Origin of the sequence: Streptomyces sp. H39-S7 (assembly GCF_027158205.1) — a bacterium.
Taxonomy (GTDB): Bacteria; Actinomycetota; Actinomycetes; order Streptomycetales; family Streptomycetaceae; genus Actinacidiphila.
Genome location: NZ_JAPVLU010000027.1, coordinates 81,361 through 105,859 on the forward strand (window position 1 = coordinate 81,361; position 24,499 = coordinate 105,859).

Here is a 24,499-nt window from a genome sequence, read left to right on the forward strand (position 1 = left end):
GACCCCAGCCTGTCGGGCTGGCCGAAACCCATGGACAGCCGATCTCACCAGCTGTTAGGGATGAAGAAAGCGACCTTGCACGGGAGATGACGCGCATGCCCAGAACAACCGACCGACGTGTCGAGCCGGACTGCGCCCCGCTGCAGACCGGCCCAGCCGACAGCGATCCCCTGCTGCAGTGGCAATACGAGGCACAGCCGCCCAGCGGGCCGGGCGCCGTCCGGTGCGCCGGCTATCCGCGCGAACTGGCGATGCGGGGCATCCCCGTTGCCTGCACAGCCTGCCGGGCACGCCGAGACTGGCTCCTGATCAATCAGAGCCGGCACGTCTGGGTTCGATGCCGCTGCAGCAACCAGTGGTTGGAGCCCGAGATTACCCGCGCCGACTTCGACGCCATGCTCACCGGACCGCACCTGACGAGTTATCCCAGCCTCGAAGCGGCGATGGTCGCGCTCGGATTCGACGGCGCATTCTCCGGCGCTTACCTCGAATAACAGTTGCTGAAGCTCGGCCTACCTCAGGATGGCATGCGCTGAGCCATCTCCACGAGGAAGTCCGACGTGCCCGAGGAACGCCAGTAGCCGTTCTTGGTGTGATGGCCGGGACCGTAGATCACGTGCAGGGCTCGTTCCGCGCGGGTAACAGCGACGTAGAACGTCCGGCGCTGCTCTGCGAGTTCCCTCTCCTTGGGGGGACGCCACGTGCCCCGGTCGTTCACGCTGAATGGAATAATCTCGTTGACGAGGCCGGGAAGGATCACGGTGTCGAATTCCCGGCCTTTGGCAGCGTGGTAAGTCGTGAGGAGAACCTTGCCAAGCACGGTCTCTCCCTGCGCCAGGTCCTGCAGCGCGAAATCCTTGCGGTGGCACAGGTCGGTCAGCTCGTCGAGCATGCCGCGATTGTCCGCGTCGGGGTGTGTCTCGGCGACCGTGCCGAGTTCCAGGCTGACGCGTAGCCGTTCCAGCCACTCGACGGCTGGACCATCCGCTGGGTAGGGCGGGGCTGGGTCGAGGCAGGTCTGCAGGCCTCGCAGCAGTGCCAGGCGGGATGCGGGCGGGGGAAGTTGAGCTTCTTCGCGCAGCGCCTTGAGGAACTGTTCCAGAGCAGCAAGCGTGGGGGCCTCTACTCGCTTCAGCATGCTGCGTTGCTCGGTGCGGGAGGCGCTGTGGATCTGGTAGTTCGTCGCGGTGCGGCTGGCGCATCGCTGTACGAATTGGGACAGGGAGCCCTTGGGTAGCTTGTCCTCGCGCTCGAAGCGGAAATCCAGCTGGCGTAGCGTCAGTTCGTTGAGGAGTTCGGTGAGCAGCGGACCGCGCCGGGGGTAGAGGATGGCGATGCGCTCGGGCTGGACGCCTTGCTGAAGGGCGGACTGGACAAGGTCGCATGTCTGGCTCGCATGCTTGTCCAATCCACCTTCCACGCCCCAGGCCTGGACATCGCCGGGCGGGGCTCCCTCCCGCGCACGACGCTTGTGTGTGACTCCGAGCGCTGCCTCAGCAGCTTCGATGATCTCTTGGGCGCTGCGGTAGTTGACCTCAAGAGGGACATCGAGGAAGTCGGTCCGAGCAGCGAGAGCGGTGAGGTATTTGGCGTCCGCGCCGGTGAAGCCGAAGACGGACTGGTCTGTGTCTCCAACAGCGAACACGCAGATGCCGGCGAGGTCGTGGAGGGCGACGATGAGGGCGTGGAGGACACCGCCCATGTCCTGGTACTCGTCAACGATCAGGTGGGGGAAGCGCGCTCGTAGGAGGTCGCGGACGGATTTGTGCTCACGCACGATGCCCAGAGCGCGGATCACCATGGCCTCAAAGTCGATCTGGCCGCGCTCCAAGAGCTTCGCCTCGTAGAGCTGCGCTGCTTGTACCTCACGTGGGTCGAAGTCGTCGAGCGGTTCGTTGCAGGCGATGGCTCGCCGGATCCGGGTGTTCTCGCCGGTGCGGTACTGGGCGAGGACTTCAGCGATGCCGATCTGGTCGAAGCAGTACTGCAGGAGCGTCTCGGAGGCGGCCTCGCCGAGTACATTGCCGGCCTGCGGCGCCGGCTCCCCGGTGATGGCAGTGAAGGGACGCAGAATCTCGTTCAGGCAGAAGGCGTGCACGGTGGAGCACACAATGCGGCCCTCGGCCCGGCCACCGCGTCGGAGCACCCGGCGTCGAATTTCATCCGCGGCTGGGTTGGTATAGGTGATGCAGGCGACAGCGCGGAACGCGGATACCTGTGTCTCCAGCAGGTAGGCGGCGCGGGCGACGAGCGTCTTGGTCTTGCCGCTGCCGGGGCCGGCCCGCATGACGACGTTCCCGGGGTGGAGAACGGCGGTGCGCTGCTGGGGGTGAAGGGTCCTGAGTTCGTTGAGCAGCGCGTCACTGACCTGCGGCATCCGGGTCCTCCGGCTGGCCGCCGTCATCTGCTCGCGCGGAGAACAACGGCTGGTGTCGGACCTTGTGAGAGATGTCGTTCAGGGCCAGGAACAGGTAGGAAGCGGATCCTAGAAGGTCAAGCGCGATCTCGTCCACGGCCGCGGCCGGGTCAGTGATCCCCGCAGCCTGGCGAATTAGGGCGGGTAGGTCCGTGGCGCCGAGGTGGGCGGCGAGACGCTGGGCGAACCGGCCCTTGCCGAGGTCTGAGATGCGGTCGAGCATCTTCTTGCGAGCCCCGCTGTCCACGGTGGAGGCCTGTTCGTTGGCAACCCCGGCACGGACATCTGCGATCGCCTTGGTGTTACTGCTCAGCTCCTGGAAGGCAGCGATGATTTGTTGCCCGAACAGGGCGCAGAGATCAGTCTCAAGGGTTTGAGCTCCGACGAAGACACCACGAGTGCGAAGTCTCCTGACCAGCGGGGTACGGCGCGAGGCGTAGTCACCCGCGTCGATGTCGGGCAGCTCATCGATCAACGTGCGTAGAGCCCTTCGACTGGCGACAGAGAGGCCGAGTTTCGCGCCCCGCTTGAGCCCAGCTTCGCGGGTGCCACGCGCATCCGGCGCTGCGTCGCCGTCGGTAATGATCACGTGAGGGGTGTCCAGGCCCCGTGGGCCGAGGAGCGTCCGGTAGGGCTTGAAGTCGGTGCCGTGGACGCTGGCTACGACGGCTCCATAGGCGTTGAGATCGAATCCTGCGGCAGCGGCCAAGGCGGGCAGTACGTACAACTCGGCCAAGCCTTCGACGAAGATGACCGCGGAGGCGAAGAGGACCTCGGCGCGGCTGACGTCGATGTAGCGCTCCAGGTCCGCTGCCTCCTTGTCGGTGACCGGCAAACCTGCGGTGCTGACGCCTACGGTGCCCTGGTCGGTGTCGCGCAGCACGATGAAGGAGCGAATCGGCGTGACCGCGGCGATGTGCGGGCTGTGAGTGGTGAGTGTCAGGGTCGTTCCGCTGCGCAGCAGGTAGCCGAAGAGTTGGCGCTGCAGGCTGACGTGGAGGTGGGCTTCTGGCTCCTCAATCGCGACGAACGTGGCGACGAACTGCTCGTCGCGGCGCTGCTGGTTCAAGGCCTCCAAGAGAAGGCCGAGGTAGATGACGTTGGCGCTGCCGAGGCTGGTGTCGGAGATGCCGCGGCGGCGTGCCGAGTCGACGAACAGACGGACCGAGCGGATGAGTTCATCCGGCTTGGTGGAGGCGAAGCCAAGGGTGGGCTCGACAGCCATGCGGGGGCCGAACATGCCGGTGAGCCGTTCGGACAGGTGCTTCTCGAGCTTCGCAACGTTGGCGTCTTTGGTCAGCTGGTCGACGGCTGCGGCGACCGCCGTCGCGGTGTCAGTCAGGTTGTCGGGATCCAGCGGTAGGCGCTCAAGAAGGTCCCGCAGAGGACTGCGGCGCCACTGCTGGAGGTCCCCCTCGGCGTCCCGCAGGGCGGGCAACACCCGCAAGGCGATCTCGCGGCGGATGGTGCGGATCCCGGTGCTCTCGTTCTCGCCGCCGAAGAGCGTGAAGTCGTAGTCCTGCGCTGTGAGCGGACGATCGACGGGCCTCACGTCCTGAGCCGTGGCCTCGATCTCGGTGCGGCGTGCGAAACGATAGGTCAGCCGTGCGGTGTAGGGGCTGAAATCGATGGTCACCCCAGCCAGCACGCTCTTGGCGTCGATGTCGTCGTCGTATCCCTGCAGTTCGACGACGACCGTGACCTCTGCACCGCCGGCCAGGCCGGCGGGATGTCCCTCCCAGATGTCCTCGGCTCGCAGCTGGCGCCGTGAGTCTGGGAGCGATGGGTCCAGGACCAGCCGGATCGCTTCCAGCAGGTTCGACTTGCCCACCCCGTTCTCGCCCACGATCACCGCGTGAGCGGGGAAGTTGTCGATGACCAAGTGGCGGAAGTTGCGGAAGTTCTGGATCTCGATGCGCGAGATGTGCAGGCCCATTAGTCCCCTCGGTGGACTCCGCCGTGATCAGCAGAGACCAGCATCCCAGACAGCTATGTGGTCCGAGTACAGGTCCACGGTCGCAATCTCACCTAGATTCTCCGCAAGGACAGCCGCCACCAGCGCGGGGTTCCAGGTGTCGGCACCACCGTCTCCGCAGACTCCCACACCACGGGGGGAGCTACGTGCGCCGGGCGCATCGTGAAGTGATGAGGAGCGCCACCTACACATCGGTGGCGCACATCGTTGCCGGGTCAGCCGCGCTTGGGGAGATCTCCTCGGAAGTCGCAGCCGGGGCACTCGTCCTCGCCCTGAATGTGGCCCTCGTAGAGATTCAGCGGTCAGCCGGACGCCGTACGGGCTCGTCAGCTGGAGGTGTGGAGGTCGCTACGGAATCCCCGGCCGAGAGGGGTCCAGCTGTGCAGGGTGGAGGGTCTCCATCTGGGTCGGTCCGGGATGGTGGTGTCGTCAGGTTCGGGCAGGCTGCCCCGGCTTTTTCGGCTGCGGGCGGCCTGAACGCTGATCCCCAAATGCGCGGCGACCTCTGGGTAGCCCCATAGGTGCTGGTCGTCGGCCATGGTCTCCTCCCGGTGCGGTGTCGGTGATGAGCGTACGCAATCGCCTGTTCGGCGGGCATGCGGCAAGGCCGCCCCTGCCGATGCCTGAATCCAGGATCGGTGTGGGGCGGCCTTTTGCGGGTGGGGTCAGCGCTCGGCGAGGTGGTTGGACAGGTCGAGGGCGGAGGTGGCGATGGAGAGGGCAACGCACAGACCGGCCACCTCGTAAAGGGTGGGGCGGATCAGGCGGGGCCAGTCGTCGGGGGCGGAGGGCCAGGAGGCGAGGTGGACTTCGATGGCGGCCAGGCCCAGGTGAGCGGTGATGTTCCAGCCGGTGCGGGAGGCGGGCTCCCAGCGCAGGCGGGTGCGGCCGAGGGGGAGTCGGGGAGCGGGGGCTGGGAGCCAGGAGACGTCGAGTGGTCCGTCGGGGCGGTCGGAGATGCGCTGGACGAGCGCGCCTCCCGCACCGTCCGGCATAGGCCGCAGCGCAACGGTGTGCAGGGGGAGCGTTACGGCAGGTCGTGAGCGGTTCGGAATGAGGGGCCTCCTGTCGGGTGGGGTGGGTCAGGTCCAGGCGAGGGCGTCGCGGACGGTTGCGGGCAGGTAGTCCTCTTGGCCGTCCTCGGCTATGAACGCGACGCCGTCGCGGACGATGACGTCGGTGCCGAGGTAGTGGGTGAAGGGCCAGTCGGGGTTGACGGCGAGGCGGACCAGCAGGTCGGGGTTGAGGTCCTGGAGCTGGCGGAGCAGGTGGCCGACGGTCAGGTACTGGGGCACGGGAACCTCCGGTGACGGGGAAAGCGCGGATCGCGGTAGGGGCGTCAGGGCGTGTCGAGGCGAAGGAGGTCGCCGAGCAACCTCGGCTCCGGCGGGGTCGGCTTGGGGTGGCTCGCCAGGTGCCGTCTACGGGATTCGTTGACGTAGCCCTTACCGGCGTCCTTCATCTGCCAGTTGCCGCACGAGCAGCGGGCCTGCGCGTAGGCGCGGCCGGGGCAGCCCTGTGTGAGTGGCTTGCCCGAGGTGGTGTGCTTGTGTTCGGGCGGGCAGGTGGAGTTGTCGGCGTGGTGGGAGGTCAGTGGAGCGCGGTGCATCGTGGATCGCTTCCGAGAGGGGCGAGGGGGATGGGGGCCGGTCGGCCCGAAGGGCGGGCTGACCGGTGGAAGGTGGGATCAGGAGGACAGCCGGTAGGAGCGGGCGAACGGGGTGGTGTCGCCGGTCTCCACGATCACCAGGCCATCCAGGACGAGACGTTGAAGGGAGCTGGCAACACGCTCCTCGTTGAGACCGGTGGCCTTGCTGATCTGGGGGAGGCGTGCGCCGGGGTTCTTGGCGAGGTGGGCGACGACCCGGGTGTCGCGTCGGCGCAGGTAGTCCTGGAAGGTGCTTGCGGTGTAGGCCAGCGCCGCACCGCAGCAGGCCAGAGTGAAGGCGCGCGAGAACATCTCGGGGCCGGTGACGGCCTCGTGGACACCGAACGCGGCGATGGCCAAGCCGCCGATCCAGTGCGTGGTCCTGACGAGATCGTCGGAGTAGAGGGTCATCAGCGGTGACCTTTCAGGTGCATGAGTGGAAGGGGCCGTCCGGCCGGACGGCGGTGCCGGTCAGGGGCAGGTGAACAGGGCAGGCGAGCCGGTTGTGGTGGCTTGCTTGCCGGGCGGTTCAGCGGGAGGGGTTGGCGACGAGGGCGGCGATGAACCCGGCGACGGCCTCGGAGGGGGTGTAGGGACCGAACTCCTGAAGCCAGGGCGCGGCGTCGGTGGGGACCACCCGGACCTGCCAGACGATGTTCCGCTTCCAAGCGGTGGTGTCCTCGGGGAGCCAGCCGACGTAGACGCGGCCGTCCGGGCTGGTGCAGTGCACGTTGGCCTCCGGGGTGTCGACGATCGTCCAGCCGAGCGCGCCGACCAGTTCGAGCACCGGGCCCGCGCAGTGGTCGCAGGAGAGCCAAGCGCGCTCCTCCACAGCGGGGCGAACGACAGCGGGCAGGAGGGTGCTGGAGACGTTCACGACTAGACGATCCCTTCGTTGACCTGCGGTTTTTTCCGACATCCGTACGTTGACATGCTGTGTGCCGAAGTACGTAGTCCATTGCCGAGGTTGGATGTCTGCCGTGGGCGAACTGCCCGCCGGAGGCCGAGAGGGGGAATGGATTGGCGCGGCCGGTTGTCGCTATGAAGCTGCGGCGCACGACCGTAGGGAGCGAAGGGGGAAGCCGTGAGGGAGCCGAGCAGACACTGGGACGGGGCCGCGCTGGAGCGCAAGATCCGCAGCGCCGGGCGGGCGTGGACGGTCGGCGACATCGCGATGGTCGCCGACGGCCAGTGGGCGGTGAGCACGACCACCGCCGCTGACGCCGGGCGCGATGACGACATGGCCGTGCAGATCCGAGCGGCGGATGGACGGCGTGTGGAGATGACGGTGGAGGAGCTGGCTCGTGCGGCGGGCTCGCAGGTTCTGGATCCCCGCCGCGACGAGGACAGCGACTAGACCACTATCAGTGCGGCACGGCCGGGGCGACGGTTGGGCCGGTAACGGCAGACGGGGCCTCCCGCGCGGGGGATTGGCTCAAGGCGTGCGGTGCGTGCGTGGAGCGGGCGACGGCGGCCTGGGCCAGCCGGGCCACCGGTGTTCGGTCCGCGGTCGCGGCGGATTCTCGGGCGTCGATCACATAGCTGATCGCCTGCAGGCCGGTGCGGCATTCGGCCTGGGCGACCCGCAAGTCCACCGCCGAGCTGGTGATCCGCCCCAGGTCGAAGTAGGCCGGCACCTGGCCAGGCTGGGTCAGGGCGTGCAGTCGGTCCTGCTGGACGGCGACGGCGTTGTCGGAAATGACGAGCGAACAGCGGATCCGCATCACCGCGCGCAAGAGCGGGTCCTGCACGGGGCGGCGCACGGCGAGGGCTTCCAACTCGTCGATGGGGTGGTCCCAGGCTTTCTCGATCATCGCGTCGGCCTGGTCGAGGGCAGTGGCATCGGACATGGCTGGCTCCGGAGTGAGGGGAGAGTGGGTCAGCGGCGGTGTCCCGGACGCGAGACCGGGAGAGTGCTGGGTACGTAGGAGGCGGGGCTAGTGCGTTGTCCAGGAACGTTGGCCGGGTGTGATTAGGCGGCTTTGGGTCGTGGTCGGCCCCAGCGTTGTTGGCGTTCGCTGCGGACTTTGGCGCGTTCTCGGCGTTGGGCGGCCAGGACGTCTGGATGGCGGGCGTTGAGGTTGCGCCACCGCAGGTAGCTCTGGAGTCTTTGGGCGAGCACGGTGTGGTTGGGGTGGTTGGAGCCGGCCATGACGAAGTTGCGTAAGGGGCCGAATTGGGCCTCGATCGGGTTGGCCCACGACGCGCTGGTCGGTGTCAGGCACAGCTCGACGTTGTTCCTTTGCGCCCAGGTGCGGATGGTCGGGGTCTTGTTCGCGGACAGGTTGTCCATGATCACGTATATGGGGGCGCTGTCGGGTCGGGCGGCGCGGATCGACTTCAGTGCGGACAGGCTGTGGTCACCGCCTTTGCGGCGTCGGGTGACGCCCCACAGTTGGTCGTCGCCGAGGGAGTAACAGCCGTGGAAGTACCGGATGCCGTGGGTTCGGTGGTAGGTGGCCGGCAGCCGGTCCGGTTTCTTCTCCCCGGCCCAGCTGGAGCCGTGGCAGGGACGGATCGACAACGGGCCGAACTGGTCGAAGGCGAAGCAGCGGTGCGGGAAGTGGCTGGTCACGTGCTCGATACGGTCGAGTTTGCATTCTTTGTCGGGGTCCGTGGACTCTTTCCAGGTGCGGGTGCGCTGGAAGGAGATGTGGTGCTCGTGCAGGATCTGCCGGAGTCGTTCCCGGCCGACCTTCACCGTCTTGATTCGGTTGCGGGCTAGGTAGTCGGTGAGCTTGCGCAGACTCCAGTGTGTGAAGGGACAGCCCAGGGTGAGTGGGCGGGTTGTGGCCGTCGCGATGATGAAGGTGCGTTGGTCATCGCTGATCAGGCGGGGACGGCCTCCCGCCCACTGAGGGTCCAGGGCGGCCAAGCCCTTGTCATTGAAGGCGTGGATCACATCCCGCACGGTGTCTTCGTGCGCGGCGACCAAGTGTGCGATCGCCGGCACGGTGGTGCCCGACGCCGACGCCATGATGATCAGTGCCCGACGGACCCGCACCGACTCGTGGCGGCCCCGTCGGACCAACTGCTGCAGTTTCTGACCCTCTTGATCAGTTAACCGTCGTGCTCGAACCCGCTCAGCCATGAGGCACCTCACTCACCCTCGATGACAACCCGTTGCCACCACAGTGCCACCGCCAGGCCCCAACACCCCAAAAATCATTCACGGATCACCAGGCCCGGCGAACGTTCGTGGACAACGCACTAGCGGCGCGCGCACCGGCAGCTGGAGGAGCCGTGGTGGAGCGGGCGTTGGCGGCCTGGGCGCGTCGGACGTCCAAGGGAGTCGGTGCCGGAGCTTTGATCGCCGTTGCGGTGGCCTGTGGGGGAAGCCGGCGCAGATCGTCGCCGTAGCGGATGACCGGGGCGGGGTCGGTCAGCGCGGTGTTCATCGCGGCCACCAGGCCCTCCGGGGTGAGGGAGGAGGCGGTGGCGTACCACTGGTTGCCGCGCGGACCAACCAAGGTGAGCCACCGCTCTTGGTGACCGGTCATCTCGGCTTTGTGGTCGAGGTAATTGCGGCGTAGGTGCACCGCCGCCAAGCCGTCCGGGGAGCGGAAGGAGACGTCGCTCGTGCCGAAATGGTGGCTCCAGCCTGCCGCTGCCAGCGGTGTACCCACATCGAGCGCGGCCAGCGTGCTGTTGCCGTAGTAGAGGTAGGCGTCAGGTCCCTCGGTGTAGGCGGCGGCGAGCGCGGTGGTGAAACCGGCGACGATCTCGGTCGGGGTGCTGTCCTGGAAGGTGACCAACCAGCGCGGCATCGCGAAGGGATCGGAGAACGCCGTGATCTTCCACAGGGCGTCATCGTCGCCTTCGGGCAGGTAACCCAGGCGGACGGTCTGGTCTGGGGCGTTGACATACATGTTGCCCAGATCGTCGTGATTCAGCTTCCAATCCAGGTCGAGTAGGGGCCGCAGGGCGGGATCACCGGTGAAGGTCGATCCGGCGAGGTAGCGGGGGGTGACGTGGTATTTGCGCCACCGATCAGAGTCCTGCTGATCAGACATGACATCTCCGTAAAGGGCGTGGTCAGCGGCGGCGTGACGGTGCGGGCCGGTGCGGATTCGCGGCGGCTGAGGCTGCGAGATCGACCACGCGGGGCCCTGGGGCGTTCGGGGTGCGAGCCAGGGCGGCTGACCGCCGCGGGTCGGGTGCCTCATCGACGGACTGGATATCGACGTACGGCAGGTGGCGATCGGGGATCTCACCCCTGGTGCGTTCGACCGGTTCTGTGCTGGTGAGGGCGACTACGGTTGCCCGCACCAGGTGCAGGGGAGTGGCGCTGGTGAAAGCGGCATGCCAGCTCTCATCGTCTGCCTGGTCGACACCGCCGCATATCGACCACAGGGCATGCTCGGGCCCTTCGAATTCGGTGTACGGGTCGAGATGGTTCTTGCGCAGGGCGAACGAGGCGTGTCCGTCGGGGGAGTTCTGGTACAGGTGCTGGGCGGTGTCGGTGGTCTCCCATCCGCAGGCCGCCAGCACGTGGGCGGGGCTGTTCGGTGACTGGTAATGGGGGCCGCCGGCCAGGAAGTCGTGATGAAGACTGGGCAGCCCCTTGGCGAGGGCCACGGTGAAGGCGGCAGTGATCTCGGGCGGGGTACTGCGGGTGAAGGACGCCGACCAGAGCGGTATGCCGAGCGGCTCGCGGTACTCCACGGCCTTCCACTCGTCATAACTGCCATCCGGCAGGCGGGCGATCTGGGCGTTCTGGTGTGGGCTGGTGAACATCTGGCCGCTGTCAGTGGCTGCTGCGGCCCAACCGTGCGTGGACAGGGTGACGTAGATCTGTGCGGTGTCTCCGCGACCTGCGAGGTAGACGGGGCGGACCCGCAGAACGGCGTCGGGGGCGAGGGTGCCCGGAGCGGACGTGGTCATGGACACGAGGAACAACTCCTGGAGGAGGCGGCGGGGAGCGGGCCCGCGCGGCGTGGTCAGCCTTGGGTGCGGCGCGCGGGCCCGGAGGGGACGGGAGAGGGGCTGCGGATCTGTCCGGGGAAGCCATGCCGGTCACCGGCCGAGACCTGGGGCGGACCGAGCGGTGATGGAGGCCGGCGCAGGGTCGCTGGCTCCCAGAGCCGCTCCTTGGTGGCTGCGGCTGAGGGCGGCGGATACGCGCGGAGCCGCAGACCGCCCCTCTTGGAGGGCCGCCTCGCCTTCTGCTGTGAGGGATAGGAGCTGCCCCTGATACGGCGATGTGCTGGTGTCCTTGGCCAGCAGCCCGTCTGCAACCAACCGTTGCGTTGTCTCGACCCAGACCTTCGGCCGGCCGCCGGTCCCGTCAGAGAGGTAGAGGTCGTTGTCGTGCAGGGCGCTTTGGTGGAACCGCAGGCCGCCCGCTTCGACTGCCTCCAAGGCTGCGAACTGGCGACCTTCCGTAAGGGTCCAGCCGTAGTCCCGGCCCTGCTCCCGCTCGGCGGCGTGCTCCAGGACCTGTGGCGGACCGGGCAGGGTTGCGTTCTGCCCCGGCAGCAGGCGCTGGTAGGTGGTCAGGGCGCGGCGGAGGTGTTCGTAGGCGGCTCCCCGACGTGCGACGAGCAGCTCGATCTGGGGGCCCGTGGTGCGCAGAAGGCCGTCGCAGCCGCGCATATCGGCGCCTTCGCCCCGGGCGAGCGGTTCGAGGAGTTCGATCCAGGACCGCGCTGTGCGGGTCAGTTCTGCGTGCAGTTGGTCGACATCCTGGGCGGCTGCGGCGACCATCCTGCCGACGAGATCGAGCGGGTCGCGCAGCGGGTGGCCGTCGCTCAGGGCCCAGGGGTCCTCGACCCCGAACGCCTCGGCGACGAGGCGCGTGCCGGGCCGTTCGGAAGGGTCGTGGGGGCTCATGTGACTGCCCCCATGCGGGCGAGCAGGGAGCGGACCAAGGTGGGCAGGCTGTCGGGCTCCTCGCCGATCCAGGCATGGTTGGTGGCTTGTCCCAGCACGTACTGGGCGTCCTGATCTAGGCCGCTGGCGATCTCCAGGCAGGCGTCGGTGATGCGGGCGGCGGCCAGCAGCGACTGGGACAGCACCTGGACGTACTCCTCGGAGGGCAGCCCGGCCTCGTCGGCGGCGGTACGGATGGCGGCCAGTTCCAGCGCGCTGAACCCGAAGTCGAACGCGTCCCCGTGCCGTTCTTGAGGCGGGACTGTCGGCAGTGCAGGGTTCGGTGGAGTGGTGGGGATGCCCACGTGGGTGCAGATCTGGTCGACGCTGGCCGTCAGCTCGGCGAGGGATTCCGTCAGCCAGCCCAGTGCGGAGGCGTAGGAGGCCAGGGCGAACAGACCGGCGCTGCTGGCGGGGAGGGGTTCGGCGAGGAACCCTTCGAGCCGGTCGGTCAGCTCGCCGACCACCTGGGGGCCGGCAGACAGCATTCCCAGGACGGGGTGGAGGTAGGAGCGGCTGGGTGGGGTGGGGTACTCGGTCAGCAGAATCCCGGAGACACTGCGCGCGGCCTCGGTGAGAAGACCAGCCAGCTCAGTACGAGCCACCGGGGTGTGGACGGCAGTCATCGCAGCAACGCCTTTCGAGAGTCGGTGGGAGCAGCCGTGCTGGCTGCAGCTGGGATCGCGGGCGCGGTCCTGGAGGTGAGCGCGTCCGCATGGGGGGAACGGGAGCGGGCAGCGTGAACACGGGCCTGGACCGCCAGAGAGGTCTCGTCGTTCTGCGCGAGGCCGGTGCGGAACTGGGCGGTGCGGTAGACCGCGTAGTCCTTGCGGGCTCCGGCCGCGACCAGGTACACCTCGCGGGCATGCTCTGAGTCAGGGGGCGCGGGCCGGAACTGGACCACCAGCCGGTGGGTGGCGAACGTGGTGCCGGTGCCGAGGTAGACCTTGTGGAAGCCGTCGAGGCGTCCTTCCAGCCGTTTCGCGACCCGCTCCCCGTGGACCAGGTCCTGCAGGTGCAGCAGTGCCTGGTCCCGGATCGGAGCGGGCAGTTCGCGCAGGTCGGCGATGGCGTCGGGGTGCGCGGCGAAGGCAAGGCGGGCGCGGCTCACAGCGACCTGCCCGGAGCCGGACGCGAACCTGCGGGCGGCGTGGTGCCTGTGGTGAGGCCGGCCTGCGGGTCCATGACGGGTCCGGTGGAGCGGGACAGCGCGGCACTCGCGCGCAGGGCCGCCGCGTCGCCGCGGTATTCGGGCGGCTCCGGTAGCGGCCCGTCGCGCTCATCCAGCCAGTCCCGGGCGGCCTGTGGGTCGTTGAAGGCGCCTTCGCGCATCGTGTAGGTGTTGGTGGTCAGGTCCCCCGTGTCGAGGAAGACCCGGATCGGCGCCTGGGTCGCACCGGAGTCGTGGACCAGGGTCCATGACTCGCAGGGGCCATCCCAGCACTGGGAGTCGAGAATCTCGTAGCGGTCCGCCGAGGCGCGGATCTGCTCCTCGATGCGAACGGTGAGGCCATCGGCCGGTGCCAGGAAGCCATCGCCCTGCCCGATCGAATCGGGCGGGCAGCCGCGCTCGATCAGCCACTTCTGCGCGAAGGGGACGCAGGCGTGGCTGGCGGTCTGGAAGGTGTACGTCCGCTCGTCGAGGTCCCGCTCGATCTTGATCGCGACGAGCTGCGGTTCGCCGGGCACCCCCCACGTCACCGAGCCGTCATGAGCCACGAGAAAGCTCTGCGAACGGGCCCCGTCGATGTGGTGCTCTGCTAGAACCGTCAGGTCCGAAGCCAACAGAAGGTTCCTGCTGCGTGCGGACTCGGGGTCGGCGGGATGGAAGGCAGCGAGGCCGAAATCGGTGTCCCTGTTCATGCGGTGGCCTCTTCCAGCTGGGGCGCCGGGGTGGTCAGCAGCCGGTGATTGGGTCGGGTCGGGCTGGTGGTGCAGGCGGCGAACGGACCGTCGGGGGCCCGTAGGTGGGCCAGGGCCTGGTCGAGGTGGTCGCGGTGCCACGTCGAGGGGCCGGACAGGCCCGCTTCGGCGTCGGTGAGCTGCTGCCAAGCGAGCCACAGTGCGTGTAGCCGGGCGACGGCCTCAATGTGTTCGTGCCACTGCTCGCACCAGGGGCGGGTCGTGCTGATCTCTCGGCCGTAGACCGGCAGCAGCAGGTGGTTCACCCAGTTGCTGAGCGCCGCCAGTTCGACGGCGTGTGCGTCACCGCCCAGGGCGAGGATGAACACCGAGGCGGGAGCGTCGAGCGTGACGACGTCGCCGGTCGCTACTCCTGGGGCATCGCTGATGGGTGTGGGGGCGCCGGCCTCGGCGTCGAGGCGTTCGAGGGTGACACCGTGCTGGCGGACCTCGGCCATGGTCTTGGCCAGGGCGCTGGCGAGGTCGTCGAGGTCCTCGTCGGGGACCCGGAAGGGTTCGGGAGCGCGGAAGGGTTCGGGTTCGGGGGTGGCGTGGACGGGTTCTGACATGGCGGTTCCAAGGGCTGGGAGTGGTCAGGGCGGGGCTCTCGGGGCTCTTCTGCAGGTCACGTCAGGACTCCGATCCGAGAGGGGGTGGCGTGGGAATGAGGATCCGGAGATTCCGGGATTTGGTGAGACCGGGAAACGGCGGTAGAAGCCGTTACGGCGTGCTGCACCGAGGGCAGCGGGGGATCGGAGCTGCCAGCAACTGGACGGCCCGGGTCGCCTGTTGCGGAACAACGCCGTTGCCGAGAGCGGTCAGTTGGGCGGGGCGGCCCAGCCCGGGGGTCTCGGTCACCCAGCCCGCCGGAAGGCCCTGCATCCACTCCACGAAGTCCGCGCGCAGGCGGCCTGCCGCGTCGGTGGGCGCCGGTGCGGGACGGGTGAGGTTCTCCCATCGGGTGATGGCGGCGGAATACGGACCCCACTGCCTGTCGCTTGCCCGGCCTCCGGTGCAGGCTCCTCCCAGAGAGGCAGGGGCACTGAGGTCAGGGTCGCGTTCCTGCTCGTGGTTGGGCGGTGTCCAGAGCTGCCTGTGCCGCGCGTCTTCGTGGTCGGGAGCAGAGAGGCTGCTGCGGAGGGGAGCGTCAGGTCGCCGTTGCCGTGCCGCTGGTTCGGCGAGCCCTTGATCCCGTCCGATGCCTTTGGGGTCGGCAGCAACAGCCACTCCACCTCGGCGGCCAGGTTCGGCCCGTGCCCGCCCTGTTTGCGCTTCGTCGGGTGCTGCGAGCCGCCGTTGGTGCCGATGTTGCTCGTCGGGGTCTTGAGCAGGGCTTTCGGTGGGCCAGGCGGCGAGGAAGGCCCGCTCGAGGCGGTGCGGGGCTCCGACGTCGGAGGCGCGAAGCACGAGCCATCGCGCGTCGTACCGGAGGTCGGCCAGGGAGCCGAGTACGGCACCGAGTGCTCGCAAAGGAGGCTGGCCTGCGGTGTCTCCCAGACACCACGGGCAGAATTCCACGTCGCCAGGGGAACCGGCGGGCGAGGTGAGGAGGCCGCGGACATTCTCGATCACCACCAGGCAGGGGCGGAGGGCTTCGACCGCACGCGCGACGTGCAGCCACAGCCCGGAGCGGGTGTGGGCATTGAGCCCAGCTCGACGGCCGGCAACGGAGACGTCTTTGACAGGGGAAACCCGCCGTCAGGACGCACACCCGCGGAATCAGGTCCCAGTTGACGGCGGTGATGTCACCGAGATTGGGCACACCGGGCCAGTGCCGGGCCAGGATGCGGGAGGCATCGGGGTTGATCTCCGCATGCCAGGCAGCCCGCCCGCCCACAGCGGCTTGGACGCCGAGGTCCAGGCCGCCGTACCCCGAGCACAGGCTGCCGATCAGCGGACCGCCTCGCAGGACGCCCACGTCAGCGGCCCTGTCGGCGGGTACTGGACGGTACCGGCAGCCCGGTGGCGACGGCCGCGGATGACTCTGGTGCGGCGGCGCGGCCACGGCCGGTGCTGCGGTGCAGGGCTACTTGCACGCGGTGCGGGTCGACCCGAAGGCGGGTGCTTGCGGCGTTGAGCCCGCCGGCGGTCTCCCGCAGCGCCTCGGAGGCGGTGTTGAGATCCTCCTCGATGACCGTGTCGGCGGCCGCAGAGCATCGCGCAGGTTGGGCGAATCCGGCCAGCGGGACGTCTCGTCGCGGAAGGCGACCTGTGTGTAGACGGCGCCGAGTGCGCTGATGGCTCGGCCGAGGGGATCAACGGCGCTGGCGAAGGCGCCAATGGCGCGGTGGCGTTGCGACCCGGTGGGGCCGGGCTGCACCGAGCGGAACAGCACTTCGTCGCTGAGATGGGTCACCAGGTCGCCGAGGCCGGAGAGCTGGCGGGAGACCGTGACGAGATCAAGATCTTGGTAAGGGGGCCCGTCCAACGGCAGCTGGGCCCGTACGGTGTCGCAGGCTGTGGCCAGAGCGGCCAGTGTGGTGGCGTCTTCGGCAGGATCGATGATCACGAATGGCTCCGTTGCTGGTGGGGGTGGTCAGGACTGGCGGCGGGAGGGGTACGGGTCGCAGGCCGGGCGCGAAGGGATTGCATGGTGGCGTCCGGCCGGGCCGGGTGCCCCGGTTGGCTTCGGGCCAGGGCCGCGTCGATCCGCGTAGCGGGCGGAGGGTCGCCCGGCGCCGGGCCGGGAGTTGCAGTGGGCTTGCCGGTGGCGGTTCGCCAGCGGGCCCGGACCTCGTCGAGCGGGCCCAGCGCGTGCAGGGCGTGGTTGATGAGCCGGCCTGGCGCCAGTGCCTCGTCCTGGGCCAGGGCCCTGATCGCGGCGGCGGAGGAGGCTGCCGTCCGGGTCAGCGAGGATCGCAGGGTCTGCTCGCCGAGGTACTCGGCCGATCCCGCGCCGAGTCCGTTGCAGATGTCGCGCAGCTGCTCGTCGGTGAGTGTGCCGTCGGTCAGATGGCCACGCCGTTGGGCCTCCCACAGCACGGTGAGGTGGTCAACGGGTTCGCCGCGATGGTGCAGCGCGCCAAGACAGCGGTAGAGCTGGTCGTGTCCGTGCCCGGCGAAGTCGGCGGGCCGTAGCCAGCCGACGACGTTGTCCATAGCGGGGGCCTGGTTCACCAGAACGGAGAGCAGGAACCGTTCGTCCTGGACTGCCTGCTCGGTAGCGGCCGATGCGGGCAGGACCGTTGCCGTCGAAGGCCCGACGGCTGCCAGGGGCCGGGGTTCGGTTCCCCAACGGCGAGCGAGGTCAGTGAGAACGTCAGCCAGAACATCCGCCTGGTGCAGCGCGCCGTCGACCTTGCCCTCCAGCGCGTCCGCGCGTGCGGCCTGATGCAGACGGACGGCATGCTCGGTGACGGTGCGGTGAATGGCGCCCTCCAGCACCATCCGCCCATACACCGCCGCGTGCCCGGGACGCGGGCACGCCGCGATCAGCGTGTGGGCGTACCCGGCGCTGAGTCCGCGAACGTGCCGGCTGGCCTCAGCCACCGTGTCGGTCACCCACTCCACCGCCACTCCCTCCTCGGCGGCGGCGGGGTGGCCGTCGGCGTGGAGCTTGTGCATTGCGGCGAACAGCGCCCGGTGTGCGGGACGGTAGAAGTGGGTGGGATCGAGCCACGTGAGCGAGGCCAGCTGGCCCGGGTCAAGCAGGACGGCACGAGGACCGCCTGCTCGGCCAGCAGAAAGGGCTTCATCGTCGGCCCCGACGGCGCGACCCGCGCTTCTTAGGGTGTAGTTCAGCGACCGCCAGGTCGGCGGCTGTCATCGCGGCGGCGAATCGGTCCAGCTCGCGGGTGAAGGCCAGATCAGTTGAGAGGACGGAGCCGCTGCCGGAGACCAGCCACCACTGGCCGCCGCGCCGCACTGCAGACGAGCCGGCAAGGTGAGCGGAGCGGGTGCCCAACGGGAACGAGGTGTTCGGGGACATAGAGACTCCTGAAGGAAGAGGGAGAGGGCGGGAGTTCACGCCCGAGGTCGGGGCCGTCGGCTGTCGAGGCGCCGGAGCGGCAAGACCAAGGCGAGCAGCCGCCCAACTCGCCGTTCTCCAGCTCGGCGTCCGCGACGGCGTCGAAGGTGTTGCCCTGGCGGCCGGACCACTCGTGGGCGGTGACCCGGTCGATCGGCGCCTCGTCGAGCGGGCGCCGGGAGCGGTGCAGATTCGCCTGGCCCCGCAGTGAGAGGAGCTTCAGCGTCGGGGCGCTCATGCCGACAGCCCGAAGTCGTCGCTGTCACCGGACTTGGCGAGGGCACGCGCGGTGATGGCCTTCGTCGCACGGGCCGAGGCCGGGCCGACCGTCTTGGCGGAGGGCTCCTTGTACCAGGGCCGGAGGTCGAGCAGGGCAACCCGGATGCCGGTGGCGAGCAGCAGCGCCTTGCCCTTGGGAAGGGCACGGATGGCGTCGGGCGGCAGGATCCGCTCCGTACGCATGCTGACCGAGGTGGACTTGCCGCTGTCGCTGGTCGACACGGACGTGGTCTGGACGTCGTGGTCACCGACCTGGCGGCTGAGGCGGTCGGCGAAGTCGGCATCGTCGATGCCACTGCCGATGATCTTGATGGTGGCGGCGGACCAGAGGGCGTCCATGCCGGCTTCGCCCCAGCACCGCTGGCCCTGCCGGTAGGACTGCAGGATCGTCATCGGGATGACCCCCCGTGAGCCCAGGTGGCTGTAGAGGTCGGGCAGGTCGGAGATCTTGCAGACGTTGGCGGCCTCGTCCAGGACACACAGGGCGGGCGGGTCGAGTCGCCCGCCGGAGCGCTCGGCGACGACCACAGCCGCGCGCATCACCGCGTCAGCGGCTGCCGCGATGATTGCCGAGGCTGAGCCGCCGCCGTCCTTGCTGAGCAGGTACAGGGTGTCGCGGGAGGTGGCGAACGCGAACGGTTGGAACTCGGGCAGGTGCTTGGCCGGGGTGACCCAGGCGGCGACGTCCGCATCGAGCAGACAGCTCGCGTACTGCCGGGCGGTCTCATAGATGCCGTCCCGGGTTTCCGTCGCGCCGCTGACGGTGCCCTGGAGCTGGGCGGCGACCGCGTCGTGGCCGGCCTCGGTGAGCAGGTCGACCGGGGTGCGGTCGGCGGGGGAGGCGAGCCAGGCCAAAACGTCGGTGATCGGGCGGCGGTTGCTGGCGGCAGCCAGGAAGAGCGCGCCGAGCGTGTTGCTCGCTGCGGTGGACCAGAAATCGGAGCCGCTCGACTCGTCCACGCTCGCGGCGACGAAGTGCCCGGCCAAACGTTTCGCCCCGGCCAGGTCGCGGGCGTCGGCCAGGATGTCCCACCACATCTCGCGGGGGTGGTGGGCGATCTGCTGCGGGTCGAGGGTCCAGATCGTCCCGACCTGGGCGCGCGCGTCCACCGTCGCGGTGAAGGCATCGTTCGCGGCCTTGTTGGAGGTCAGAAGCACCGGACCGGGAGCCGCGAGGATCGCGGGGATCGCCAGCCCCGAGGTCTTCCCGGAGCGCGGCGCCATGATCGCGACGATCACGTCCTCCCACGAAGCACGGACCTCGGCACGGCCGGGGGAGAGTGTGCCGACGAGAATCCCGCGGTCGGCCACAGCGACCTCATTCGCCTTGAGATCGGCCAGGCTCGGACGCAGGCTCTGGGCCTTGGCGGTGATCTCCTTGTCCAGCAGCGGGGCGAGGTCGGCCTTCCGGGCGAGGCCGTTCCTCGCTCCGCCGCGCAGCCGAAGCCACAGCACGAGGCCGAGGATGGTGAGGCCAACTGACAGCAGGCCAGGGATGATCCGCGCGCCGACCAAGAGTGCCGTGGGGCTCAGGTGTGGCCACAGCGCGGCGGGATGAAGCAGCGCGTCGGTGGATTTGAAGGGCGCCCAAGGACCCGTGCCGACGAGGGCGTTGGTGAGGTTGCCGGTCAGCCAGGCTAGGGAGCCGAAGGCGATTGCGATGGCGAGGATGCCGAAGAGGAGGTAGAGGAGCGCGTCGGACCGGGAGGTGGTCGAGGGTGCGCTGGTACGCGGTGCGGGCATGGTTCGTCCAAGGAGTGAGCGCAGCAGGGGCGGTCGGGGCGGGGCACGCGGCGCTCTTCTGCTGGTCATCGGTGCAGCTCCTGTTCGGGTAGGTAGTCGGTGGTGGGGATCACCGGGTGCGCGGCGACCGGGCAGGCGAGGCGCGGTTCGATGGCCCTGACGTGGTGGCGGAGGGTGTCGCGCGCTGGGCGGCGACGACCTGTGGGGAGGAGGTGCGGGCGGCGTGCTGCCGGGCTGTCTCCGGAGCCGGGGCAACGGACGGTGCGGTATCGGCGAGCGGGCCGGCACCGAGGACGTCGCTGAGAAGTTCCCTGGTCTGTAGGACATTCACCATCTCGTGGTGCCGGGAGTCGCTGAGTTCCGGAGGGCACGCGGCGACCAGGTCCTCGCCGATCTCCAACTGCTCCGCTGGTGGGGAGCCCATGGCAGCGTGTGCTCCCCACCTGGCCTGGAGAGAACCTCGGCACTGTGTGTCTCCTGGCGCAGGCCGTAAGCGCTCGGATCACGGAGCGACCGCCAAGGTCAGACCCTCGGTGAGGTACGCGAGCTGCTTCCGGGCGGTGGCTGGGCTGCCGGCGGTGACGACCATCAGGCCGATTCGTGCGCTGTCGACGTCTCCCTCGGGCGGCAGGGCAACCTGGTCCCCGACCTCGCGCAGCCAGGCCACCTGGTGCAGCCACGGGTTCTGGTCCGGGTCGGTCCGCAGATGGCGGGCGGTGAGCGTGCCGCTGGCCGGGGGATACAGAACCTGGATCGCGGCCGTGCCGCGTGCGAAGGGGACCAGGTCGGGGGCGTCCCCGGTGGCGATGTCGGCGGCTATGCGGGGCAGATCGAGGCCGGTGGTGAGGCGGACAAGCACACCGATCAGGTCGCCGCCGATCCGCGCGTTGACCTCGATGATCCGTGGACCGCTGGCGGTGAGGCGCATTTCCACGTGCTGGACGCCGTTGGTGATTCCCAGGGCGCGAATCGCCTGAACGGCAACGGGTGCCGCCTCAAGCAGCAGCGGGTCGTCGGCGGAGACGGTATGGCCGACTTCCTCGAAGTACGGTGCGAAGGCCACCTCCTTTCGGGTGACGGCCACCGCCGTGCTGCGACCGTCCTGGGTGACGCACTCCACCGATATCTCGGGCCCGTCCAGGTACTCTTCAACAAGCACGCCGCTGCCCTCCGGCCCTTGCTCACTGGTTCCCGCCCCGGCGAACTCCCAGGCATCAGGCAGCTCTTCGGGCCGATCGACGCGGATCACCCCGATGCTTCCCGCGTGCGAGGACGGCTTGAGGACCACGGGGAAGCCCGTGAGCTGCGCGGCGGTCGTCGCCTGGGCCAGGGTGTCGACGCGGGTGGATACCGCGGACGGGACGCCGTGCTCCGCGAAGAGCCGGCGGCTGGTCGCCTTGTCCCGGCAGGCGTTCATCGATGCCACGGTGTTGCCGGGCAGCCCGAGACGGTCGGCGAGTGTTGCGGTCGGAACCAGGGCGTATTCGTCCCAGGTGACGGCCCCGGCGATGGCGTGACGTTCGGCGAGGGCCAAGCCGGCAGCGGTCACGGCGGCAGGATCGCGGATATCGGCGACCTCGTAGTCGACGATCAGGTCCTGCGACCAGGTCGGCGGCTTGGCGTCGATCAGCGCGAGTGGGTGGGCGGTGGCTGCCTGCTCGACGCAGTAGCGGCGGAAGACAGGGTCAGTACCGCCGACGACGATCAGAACCGGACGGGTCGATCGGGACATGCGAAGCCTCCAGGAAGGAAGAAAACAAGGGCGGGAAGGAGCGGACCGTCGTGCGGCAGCCGTTGGTGGGCGCCGCTTTCACGAAGTGGTGGCCGTGGTCGCGATGGATCCGCTGGTAGGCGGCGCGGGAGATTGGGCGTGCGGCAGGTCGCAGGCAGCGCGGTGGCGGCGTAGGCCGGTGAAGCACGCGCCGAGCACGATGCTCTGCAGCACAGCGCACACCAGCAGCAGGTGCGGAAGGCTCCCGCTGGGGACGATCGCGACCAGGACTCCGGCCAGGGGCAGCGGCAGCAGCACCAGGATGATTGTTACCGAGAGGGTCGAGCCGAACGCCCTTGCCGGGATGAGGCGGCTGCGCAGCGTCCGCAGGACCACGGTCAGCGCGCCCTCGGCAGCCATCAGCACGGCCACTGCCGCGACGTAGGCGTAGAAGACCGGAGCCAGCGCGAGGGCCAGGCAGGCTGCGGTGGACACGGCGGCGGCCACCGCGCCGACTGGCCACACGTGCCAGCGGTCGATGGCCCGGCGGGCGGCCCAGACGGCGAGCAGTGAGGCGACGGCTGCCGCGCTCCAGATCGCACCGACGGCGGCGGGGGAGTGGTGGAACTGGTGGATGACGGTGATCGGGGCGGCAGCCTGCAGCACGCCGAAGGCCAGGTTCGACGAGGCCAGGCCACCGATCAGCCAGACCAGCGCGGGGGTCCGGCGCAAGGTCTGCCATCCGATCAGTAGGCTGCTGGGTTCCAGGTGCCGAACTGCTTGAGGCCCGTCGTCTCGTGCGGTTGCGGCTGCGGTCAGGGCCAGCACGGCGACGACGGCCAGCAGTGCGCTGGGGCTGATCAGGAGCAACAGGCCGCCCAGGAGCGGACCGACGAGCATCGCGCCTTGGTCAATGCCCGTCTGTACGGCCTGGACACGATGAGCGTCCGAGCCCAGGCGACGGCTGGCGTCGGCACCGAGGGTTTCCACCGCCACGTAGGAGACCTCCGTCAGCAGCCCGGACGCGGCACCGAATCCCAGGACGACCAAGGTGGTGGCCGTTCCGGCGGAGGGCAGGGCTATCAAGACCGCACCGGTCAGGGCGACGAGCGTGGCGCGGACGAGGTTGGCTGTGCGGAAGATGCGGCCGGCACCGTAGCGGTCGACCAGGGACCCGGCGAAGGTGAAGGCGGCCAGCCGGGGTGTCCATTCCAGCAGGAACGCGATGCCGGTCAGGGCGGTGGACCCGGTGGTGATCAGGACCAGGAGCGGGATGGCATAGGTGGCCGTCGCGCTGGCCAGGGCGTCGGTGGCCCGCATGAGATAGGTACGCGACACGTGGTCAGACGATGTACGGGAGGTGGGCATCGACAGCATCAGGAATCACCGGGCCCGCGGGCGGGGGCTCGGGGCGAGGGTCGTGGCCGTGGCCGCCGCGCTGCCCGGAGCCCGGTCGCTGGATTCTGGTGCCTGGGCGGCGGCGGGTGAAGTGGCGCAGGCTGCGCTGGTGACGGCCGTCGCGTAGTAGGCGGCGGTCCGCTCCTGGTAGCTGCCGCCGTGCAACGGGGAGGCACCGGCGAGGGCACGCACCTGAGCGGGGGCACTGTCTAGCTCTTCGACGGCTGCCGTGAGGTGTTCGCAGGCGAGCGTGAAGCGGTCTGCCAGCTCGAAGGCGTCCTCGTCGAGATCGGTGATCGTCTCAGCGGCGGCTTCGAATGCCTCGTGCAGCCGGATCAGGACGCCGTCAGCGGCGTCCAGGAGATGGTCGACGGCGTGAGCTGCCACAGCGGGGTTCGCCGCGCCCTTGATCCTGTCGGTCAGCCGCAGGACCTGGCCGCCGGCCACCCGAAGCCCGTGAGGATCGGTGGGGGTGGTCAATCGGCTGGCGTCGAGATCCGGGTCAAGATTGACGCTGTAGCGGGCGGCCCGGAGCATCTCCGCTGCGTGAGAGGCGATGGCAGAGCGATCCGCCTGGGGGGTAGTGGTCGGCAGACGATGATGGCGGCCGTACCAGTCCCTAATTCGATGAAATCCCGCGTGCTTGAGGAGCGAGGCGGACAGATCATCGGTGGCACCCTTGGCCGAGACGCTGCCACTGGGCTCGATGGCGATGGTGATGAATGGGGCAGGCACAAGGAACTCCTGAGCGACGGGCATGGAACCTATGTGGCCCGGCGATGGGCTGACAGAGAGGATCCGGAGATTCCGCGATTTGGCTCGGCCGGAATTGCCTGCTAGGGAACCTGTGTCATGTTGCGATCAGTCATGCGTCTTGAGTTGTTAGTTGATCCAGATCATGGAGCCCGGCGGGGTAGCTCTCGGGCGTCTTGTCGTATCGAGTTGCGATGCAACGCCAGGATTTCAGCTTGTTGATCAGGCGCTCGACGGTATTCCGCTCCTTGTATTGATCGGTGTCGTGGCGTCTGGGCCAGCCGCCCCGGCTGCCCTTCTGCTTCTGGTTGGCGGCATGGTCCCCCCTCCTCCGGGATGACCATCTTGATGTTGCGTTTGCGCAGCTAGGAGCAGTTGACGCGCATCCAGGACCTCCTCGCCGATGCACATCCCGGCGACGTCGTGGTGGGCGCGGACGGTGGTGGAGTCCACGCTGACTAGGGACAAGTCCGTGTGCCCCTGGCGGGCGGCCTCAGCGATGACGCCTTCCAGTAGTGCGGTGAAGACGCTGGCGTCCCTCCGGACCCGGAAGCGGTCGTAGACCGTCGGCCACGGGCCGAACTCACCGGGCCTCTCCCGCCACTGACCGCTGGGGCGGAACCGCCAGATCACCCCCTTGAACTGCTCCCGCAGCTGCTCGGGGACGGGCCGCACTCGCCTATCTGCAGGAACGACTCCATCAACTTCACTGCTTATCTGTGAGTTGCCTGCGCGTATCGATCGCCTTCCTACCGGGTCCGCCTTCCAGAGGGATTCGGATCGGCGAGACTGATCACGACGTCACACAGGCCCTAGCCCTGGGGATCCGCCGCGAG

General features: G+C 68.9%; 27 protein-coding genes and 3 pseudogenes. 2 read left to right on the forward strand and 28 right to left on the reverse strand.

The window, feature by feature from the left end; translation table 11 throughout:
* Positions 1 to 95 precede the first annotated feature (95 nt).
* The gene (locus O3X23_RS25310; protein WP_269273842.1) at positions 96 to 494 is read left to right on the forward strand and encodes a hypothetical protein; all 399 of its coding nucleotides are present in this window, start codon (positions 96 to 98) and stop codon (positions 492 to 494) included.
* Positions 495 to 517: 23 nt separating this feature from the next.
* On the opposite strand, the gene O3X23_RS25315 is transcribed toward O3X23_RS25310, so the two are convergent.
* The 7 genes from O3X23_RS25315 to O3X23_RS25345 all read right to left on the reverse strand — a co-directional run bounded on the left by O3X23_RS25315 (position 518) and on the right by O3X23_RS25345 (position 6,916).
* The gene (locus O3X23_RS25315) at positions 518 to 2,377 is read right to left on the reverse strand and encodes an ATP-dependent helicase (RefSeq protein ID WP_269273843.1); all 1,860 of its coding nucleotides are present in this window, start codon (positions 2,375 to 2,377) and stop codon (positions 518 to 520) included.
* Positions 2,361 to 4,352 (reverse strand): ATP-dependent nuclease, encoded by a 1,992-nt coding sequence (locus O3X23_RS25320; RefSeq protein ID WP_269273844.1) that lies wholly within the window; start codon positions 4,350 to 4,352, stop codon positions 2,361 to 2,363. The genes O3X23_RS25315 and O3X23_RS25320 overlap by 17 nt, the downstream gene beginning before the upstream one ends.
* Positions 4,353 to 5,056: 704 nt before the next feature.
* Entirely contained in the window at positions 5,057 to 5,386 is a 330-nt protein-coding gene (locus O3X23_RS25325; protein WP_269273845.1) for an esterase, read from the reverse strand.
* An 87-nt stretch (positions 5,387 to 5,473) separates the two neighbouring features.
* Positions 5,474 to 5,686 carry a hypothetical protein gene (locus O3X23_RS25330; protein ID WP_269273846.1) on the reverse strand — a complete coding sequence of 71 codons (213 nt, stop codon included), beginning with the start codon at positions 5,684 to 5,686 and terminating at the stop codon, positions 5,474 to 5,476.
* A 44-nt stretch (positions 5,687 to 5,730) separates the two neighbouring features.
* Positions 5,731 to 6,000, reverse strand: a complete 270-nt coding sequence (locus tag O3X23_RS25335) for a hypothetical protein (RefSeq protein WP_269273847.1) — start codon at positions 5,998 to 6,000, stop codon at positions 5,731 to 5,733.
* 78 nt (positions 6,001 to 6,078) lie between these two features.
* Positions 6,079 to 6,450, reverse strand: coding sequence for a winged helix-turn-helix domain-containing protein (locus tag O3X23_RS25340; RefSeq protein WP_269273848.1), 372 nt, complete (start codon positions 6,448 to 6,450; stop codon positions 6,079 to 6,081).
* 118 nt (positions 6,451 to 6,568) lie between these two features.
* Positions 6,569 to 6,916 carry a DUF317 domain-containing protein gene (locus O3X23_RS25345; RefSeq protein WP_269273849.1) on the reverse strand — a complete coding sequence of 116 codons (348 nt, stop codon included), beginning with the start codon at positions 6,914 to 6,916 and terminating at the stop codon, positions 6,569 to 6,571.
* A gap of 207 nt (positions 6,917 to 7,123) precedes the next feature.
* On the opposite strand from O3X23_RS25345, the gene O3X23_RS25350 reads away from it, so the two are divergent.
* Entirely contained in the window at positions 7,124 to 7,396 is a 273-nt protein-coding gene (locus O3X23_RS25350; protein ID WP_269273850.1) for a hypothetical protein, read from the forward strand.
* A 7-nt stretch (positions 7,397 to 7,403) separates the two neighbouring features.
* Here the strand turns inward: O3X23_RS25350 and O3X23_RS25355 are convergent, their stop codons facing one another.
* The 21 genes and pseudogenes from O3X23_RS25355 to O3X23_RS25445 form a co-directional block, all read right to left on the reverse strand.
* Positions 7,404 to 7,889: a hypothetical protein gene (locus tag O3X23_RS25355; protein ID WP_269273851.1), complete on the reverse strand. Its 486-nt coding sequence runs from the start codon at positions 7,887 to 7,889 to the stop codon at positions 7,404 to 7,406.
* A gap of 122 nt (positions 7,890 to 8,011) precedes the next feature.
* A complete protein-coding gene (locus O3X23_RS25360) occupies positions 8,012 to 9,130 on the reverse strand; it encodes an IS630 family transposase (RefSeq protein WP_269273852.1) in 1,119 nt (372 codons plus the stop codon).
* A gap of 85 nt (positions 9,131 to 9,215) precedes the next feature.
* The gene (locus tag O3X23_RS25365; RefSeq protein WP_269273853.1) at positions 9,216 to 10,052 is read right to left on the reverse strand and encodes a DUF317 domain-containing protein; all 837 of its coding nucleotides are present in this window, start codon (positions 10,050 to 10,052) and stop codon (positions 9,216 to 9,218) included.
* 22 nt (positions 10,053 to 10,074) lie between these two features.
* Positions 10,075 to 10,923 carry a DUF317 domain-containing protein gene (locus O3X23_RS25370; protein ID WP_269273883.1) on the reverse strand — a complete coding sequence of 283 codons (849 nt, stop codon included), beginning with the start codon at positions 10,921 to 10,923 and terminating at the stop codon, positions 10,075 to 10,077.
* Between the two features lie 132 nt (positions 10,924 to 11,055).
* Entirely contained in the window at positions 11,056 to 11,871 is an 816-nt protein-coding gene (locus tag O3X23_RS25375; protein WP_269273854.1) for a hypothetical protein, read from the reverse strand.
* On the reverse strand, positions 11,868 to 12,536 hold the full coding sequence (locus O3X23_RS25380; RefSeq protein WP_269273855.1) for a hypothetical protein: 669 nt from the start codon (positions 12,534 to 12,536) through the stop codon (positions 11,868 to 11,870). Before O3X23_RS25380 ends, O3X23_RS25375 begins: the two co-directional genes overlap by 4 nt.
* Positions 12,533 to 13,021, reverse strand: coding sequence for a hypothetical protein (locus tag O3X23_RS25385; RefSeq protein WP_269273856.1), 489 nt, complete (start codon positions 13,019 to 13,021; stop codon positions 12,533 to 12,535). Before O3X23_RS25385 ends, O3X23_RS25380 begins: the two co-directional genes overlap by 4 nt.
* Positions 13,018 to 13,773, reverse strand: a complete 756-nt coding sequence (locus O3X23_RS25390; protein ID WP_269273857.1) for a glycosyl hydrolase — start codon at positions 13,771 to 13,773, stop codon at positions 13,018 to 13,020. Before O3X23_RS25390 ends, O3X23_RS25385 begins: the two co-directional genes overlap by 4 nt.
* Positions 13,770 to 14,381 (reverse strand): DUF4913 domain-containing protein, encoded by a 612-nt coding sequence (locus O3X23_RS25395; RefSeq protein ID WP_269273858.1) that lies wholly within the window; start codon positions 14,379 to 14,381, stop codon positions 13,770 to 13,772. The genes O3X23_RS25390 and O3X23_RS25395 overlap by 4 nt, the downstream gene beginning before the upstream one ends.
* A gap of 151 nt (positions 14,382 to 14,532) precedes the next feature.
* The gene (locus O3X23_RS44275; RefSeq protein WP_443047970.1) at positions 14,533 to 15,435 is read right to left on the reverse strand and encodes a DNA cytosine methyltransferase; all 903 of its coding nucleotides are present in this window, start codon (positions 15,433 to 15,435) and stop codon (positions 14,533 to 14,535) included.
* A 115-nt stretch (positions 15,436 to 15,550) separates the two neighbouring features.
* Positions 15,551 to 15,817: pseudogene (locus O3X23_RS44280) on the reverse strand (hypothetical protein); the annotation flags it as partial.
* 21 nt (positions 15,818 to 15,838) lie between these two features.
* The gene (locus O3X23_RS25405; protein WP_269273859.1) at positions 15,839 to 16,321 is read right to left on the reverse strand and encodes a hypothetical protein; all 483 of its coding nucleotides are present in this window, start codon (positions 16,319 to 16,321) and stop codon (positions 15,839 to 15,841) included.
* Positions 16,318 to 17,376 carry a DnaB-like helicase N-terminal domain-containing protein gene (locus O3X23_RS25410; RefSeq protein ID WP_331283947.1) on the reverse strand — a complete coding sequence of 353 codons (1,059 nt, stop codon included), beginning with the start codon at positions 17,374 to 17,376 and terminating at the stop codon, positions 16,318 to 16,320. The genes O3X23_RS25405 and O3X23_RS25410 overlap by 4 nt, the downstream gene beginning before the upstream one ends.
* Before the next feature lie 27 nt (positions 17,377 to 17,403).
* A pseudogene (locus O3X23_RS43985) lies at positions 17,404 to 17,553 on the reverse strand (hypothetical protein); the annotation flags it as partial.
* A 65-nt stretch (positions 17,554 to 17,618) separates the two neighbouring features.
* Positions 17,619 to 18,017 (reverse strand): hypothetical protein, encoded by a 399-nt coding sequence (locus tag O3X23_RS25415; RefSeq protein WP_269273885.1) that lies wholly within the window; start codon positions 18,015 to 18,017, stop codon positions 17,619 to 17,621.
* Positions 18,014 to 19,801 (reverse strand): type IV secretory system conjugative DNA transfer family protein, encoded by a 1,788-nt coding sequence (locus O3X23_RS25420; protein WP_269273860.1) that lies wholly within the window; start codon positions 19,799 to 19,801, stop codon positions 18,014 to 18,016. The genes O3X23_RS25415 and O3X23_RS25420 overlap by 4 nt, the downstream gene beginning before the upstream one ends.
* Before the next feature lie 109 nt (positions 19,802 to 19,910).
* Positions 19,911 to 20,225, reverse strand: a complete 315-nt coding sequence (locus tag O3X23_RS25425; RefSeq protein ID WP_269273861.1) for a hypothetical protein — start codon at positions 20,223 to 20,225, stop codon at positions 19,911 to 19,913.
* Positions 20,226 to 20,303: 78 nt separating this feature from the next.
* Positions 20,304 to 21,533 carry an ATP-grasp domain-containing protein gene (locus O3X23_RS25430; protein ID WP_269273862.1) on the reverse strand — a complete coding sequence of 410 codons (1,230 nt, stop codon included), beginning with the start codon at positions 21,531 to 21,533 and terminating at the stop codon, positions 20,304 to 20,306.
* 78 nt (positions 21,534 to 21,611) lie between these two features.
* Entirely contained in the window at positions 21,612 to 22,889 is a 1,278-nt protein-coding gene (locus O3X23_RS25435) for an MFS transporter (protein WP_443047968.1), read from the reverse strand.
* A gap of 6 nt (positions 22,890 to 22,895) precedes the next feature.
* Positions 22,896 to 23,645 (reverse strand): hypothetical protein, encoded by a 750-nt coding sequence (locus O3X23_RS25440; protein ID WP_269273864.1) that lies wholly within the window; start codon positions 23,643 to 23,645, stop codon positions 22,896 to 22,898.
* A 130-nt stretch (positions 23,646 to 23,775) separates the two neighbouring features.
* Positions 23,776 to 24,405, reverse strand: a pseudogene (locus O3X23_RS25445) (transposase).
* Between the last annotated feature and the right edge of the window lie 94 nt (positions 24,406 to 24,499).

What these genes read in the sequence shown, in the direction of transcription:
- O3X23_RS25310 (WP_269273842.1), top strand. Translation starts at nt 96, where the DNA reads ATGCCCAGAACAACCGACCGACGTGTCGAGCCGGACTGCGCCCCGCTG.
- O3X23_RS25315 (WP_269273843.1), bottom strand. Translation starts at nt 2,377, where the DNA reads ATGCCGCAGGTCAGTGACGCGCTGCTCAACGAACTCAGGACCCTTCAC.
- O3X23_RS25320 (WP_269273844.1), bottom strand. Translation starts at nt 4,352, where the DNA reads ATGGGCCTGCACATCTCGCGCATCGAGATCCAGAACTTCCGCAACTTC.
- O3X23_RS25325 (WP_269273845.1), bottom strand. Translation starts at nt 5,386, where the DNA reads ATGCCGGACGGTGCGGGAGGCGCGCTCGTCCAGCGCATCTCCGACCGC.
- O3X23_RS25335 (WP_269273847.1), bottom strand. Translation starts at nt 6,000, where the DNA reads ATGCACCGCGCTCCACTGACCTCCCACCACGCCGACAACTCCACCTGC.
- O3X23_RS25340 (WP_269273848.1), bottom strand. Translation starts at nt 6,450, where the DNA reads ATGACCCTCTACTCCGACGATCTCGTCAGGACCACGCACTGGATCGGC.
- O3X23_RS25355 (WP_269273851.1), bottom strand. Translation starts at nt 7,889, where the DNA reads ATGTCCGATGCCACTGCCCTCGACCAGGCCGACGCGATGATCGAGAAA.
- O3X23_RS25360 (WP_269273852.1), bottom strand. Translation starts at nt 9,130, where the DNA reads ATGGCTGAGCGGGTTCGAGCACGACGGTTAACTGATCAAGAGGGTCAG.
- O3X23_RS25365 (WP_269273853.1), bottom strand. Translation starts at nt 10,052, where the DNA reads ATGTCTGATCAGCAGGACTCTGATCGGTGGCGCAAATACCACGTCACC.
- O3X23_RS25370 (WP_269273883.1), bottom strand. Translation starts at nt 10,923, where the DNA reads ATGACCACGTCCGCTCCGGGCACCCTCGCCCCCGACGCCGTTCTGCGG.
- O3X23_RS25375 (WP_269273854.1), bottom strand. Translation starts at nt 11,871, where the DNA reads ATGAGCCCCCACGACCCTTCCGAACGGCCCGGCACGCGCCTCGTCGCC.
- O3X23_RS25380 (WP_269273855.1), bottom strand. Translation starts at nt 12,536, where the DNA reads ATGACTGCCGTCCACACCCCGGTGGCTCGTACTGAGCTGGCTGGTCTT.
- O3X23_RS25390 (WP_269273857.1), bottom strand. Translation starts at nt 13,773, where the DNA reads ATGAACAGGGACACCGATTTCGGCCTCGCTGCCTTCCATCCCGCCGAC.
- O3X23_RS25395 (WP_269273858.1), bottom strand. Translation starts at nt 14,381, where the DNA reads ATGTCAGAACCCGTCCACGCCACCCCCGAACCCGAACCCTTCCGCGCT.
- O3X23_RS25410 (WP_331283947.1), bottom strand. Translation starts at nt 17,376, where the DNA reads ATGCACAAGCTCCACGCCGACGGCCACCCCGCCGCCGCCGAGGAGGGA.
- O3X23_RS25415 (WP_269273885.1), bottom strand. Translation starts at nt 18,017, where the DNA reads ATGAGCGCCCCGACGCTGAAGCTCCTCTCACTGCGGGGCCAGGCGAAT.
- O3X23_RS25420 (WP_269273860.1), bottom strand. Translation starts at nt 19,801, where the DNA reads ATGCCCGCACCGCGTACCAGCGCACCCTCGACCACCTCCCGGTCCGAC.
- O3X23_RS25425 (WP_269273861.1), bottom strand. Translation starts at nt 20,225, where the DNA reads ATGGGCTCCCCACCAGCGGAGCAGTTGGAGATCGGCGAGGACCTGGTC.
- O3X23_RS25430 (WP_269273862.1), bottom strand. Translation starts at nt 21,533, where the DNA reads ATGTCCCGATCGACCCGTCCGGTTCTGATCGTCGTCGGCGGTACTGAC.
- O3X23_RS25435 (WP_443047968.1), bottom strand. Translation starts at nt 22,889, where the DNA reads ATGCTGTCGATGCCCACCTCCCGTACATCGTCTGACCACGTGTCGCGT.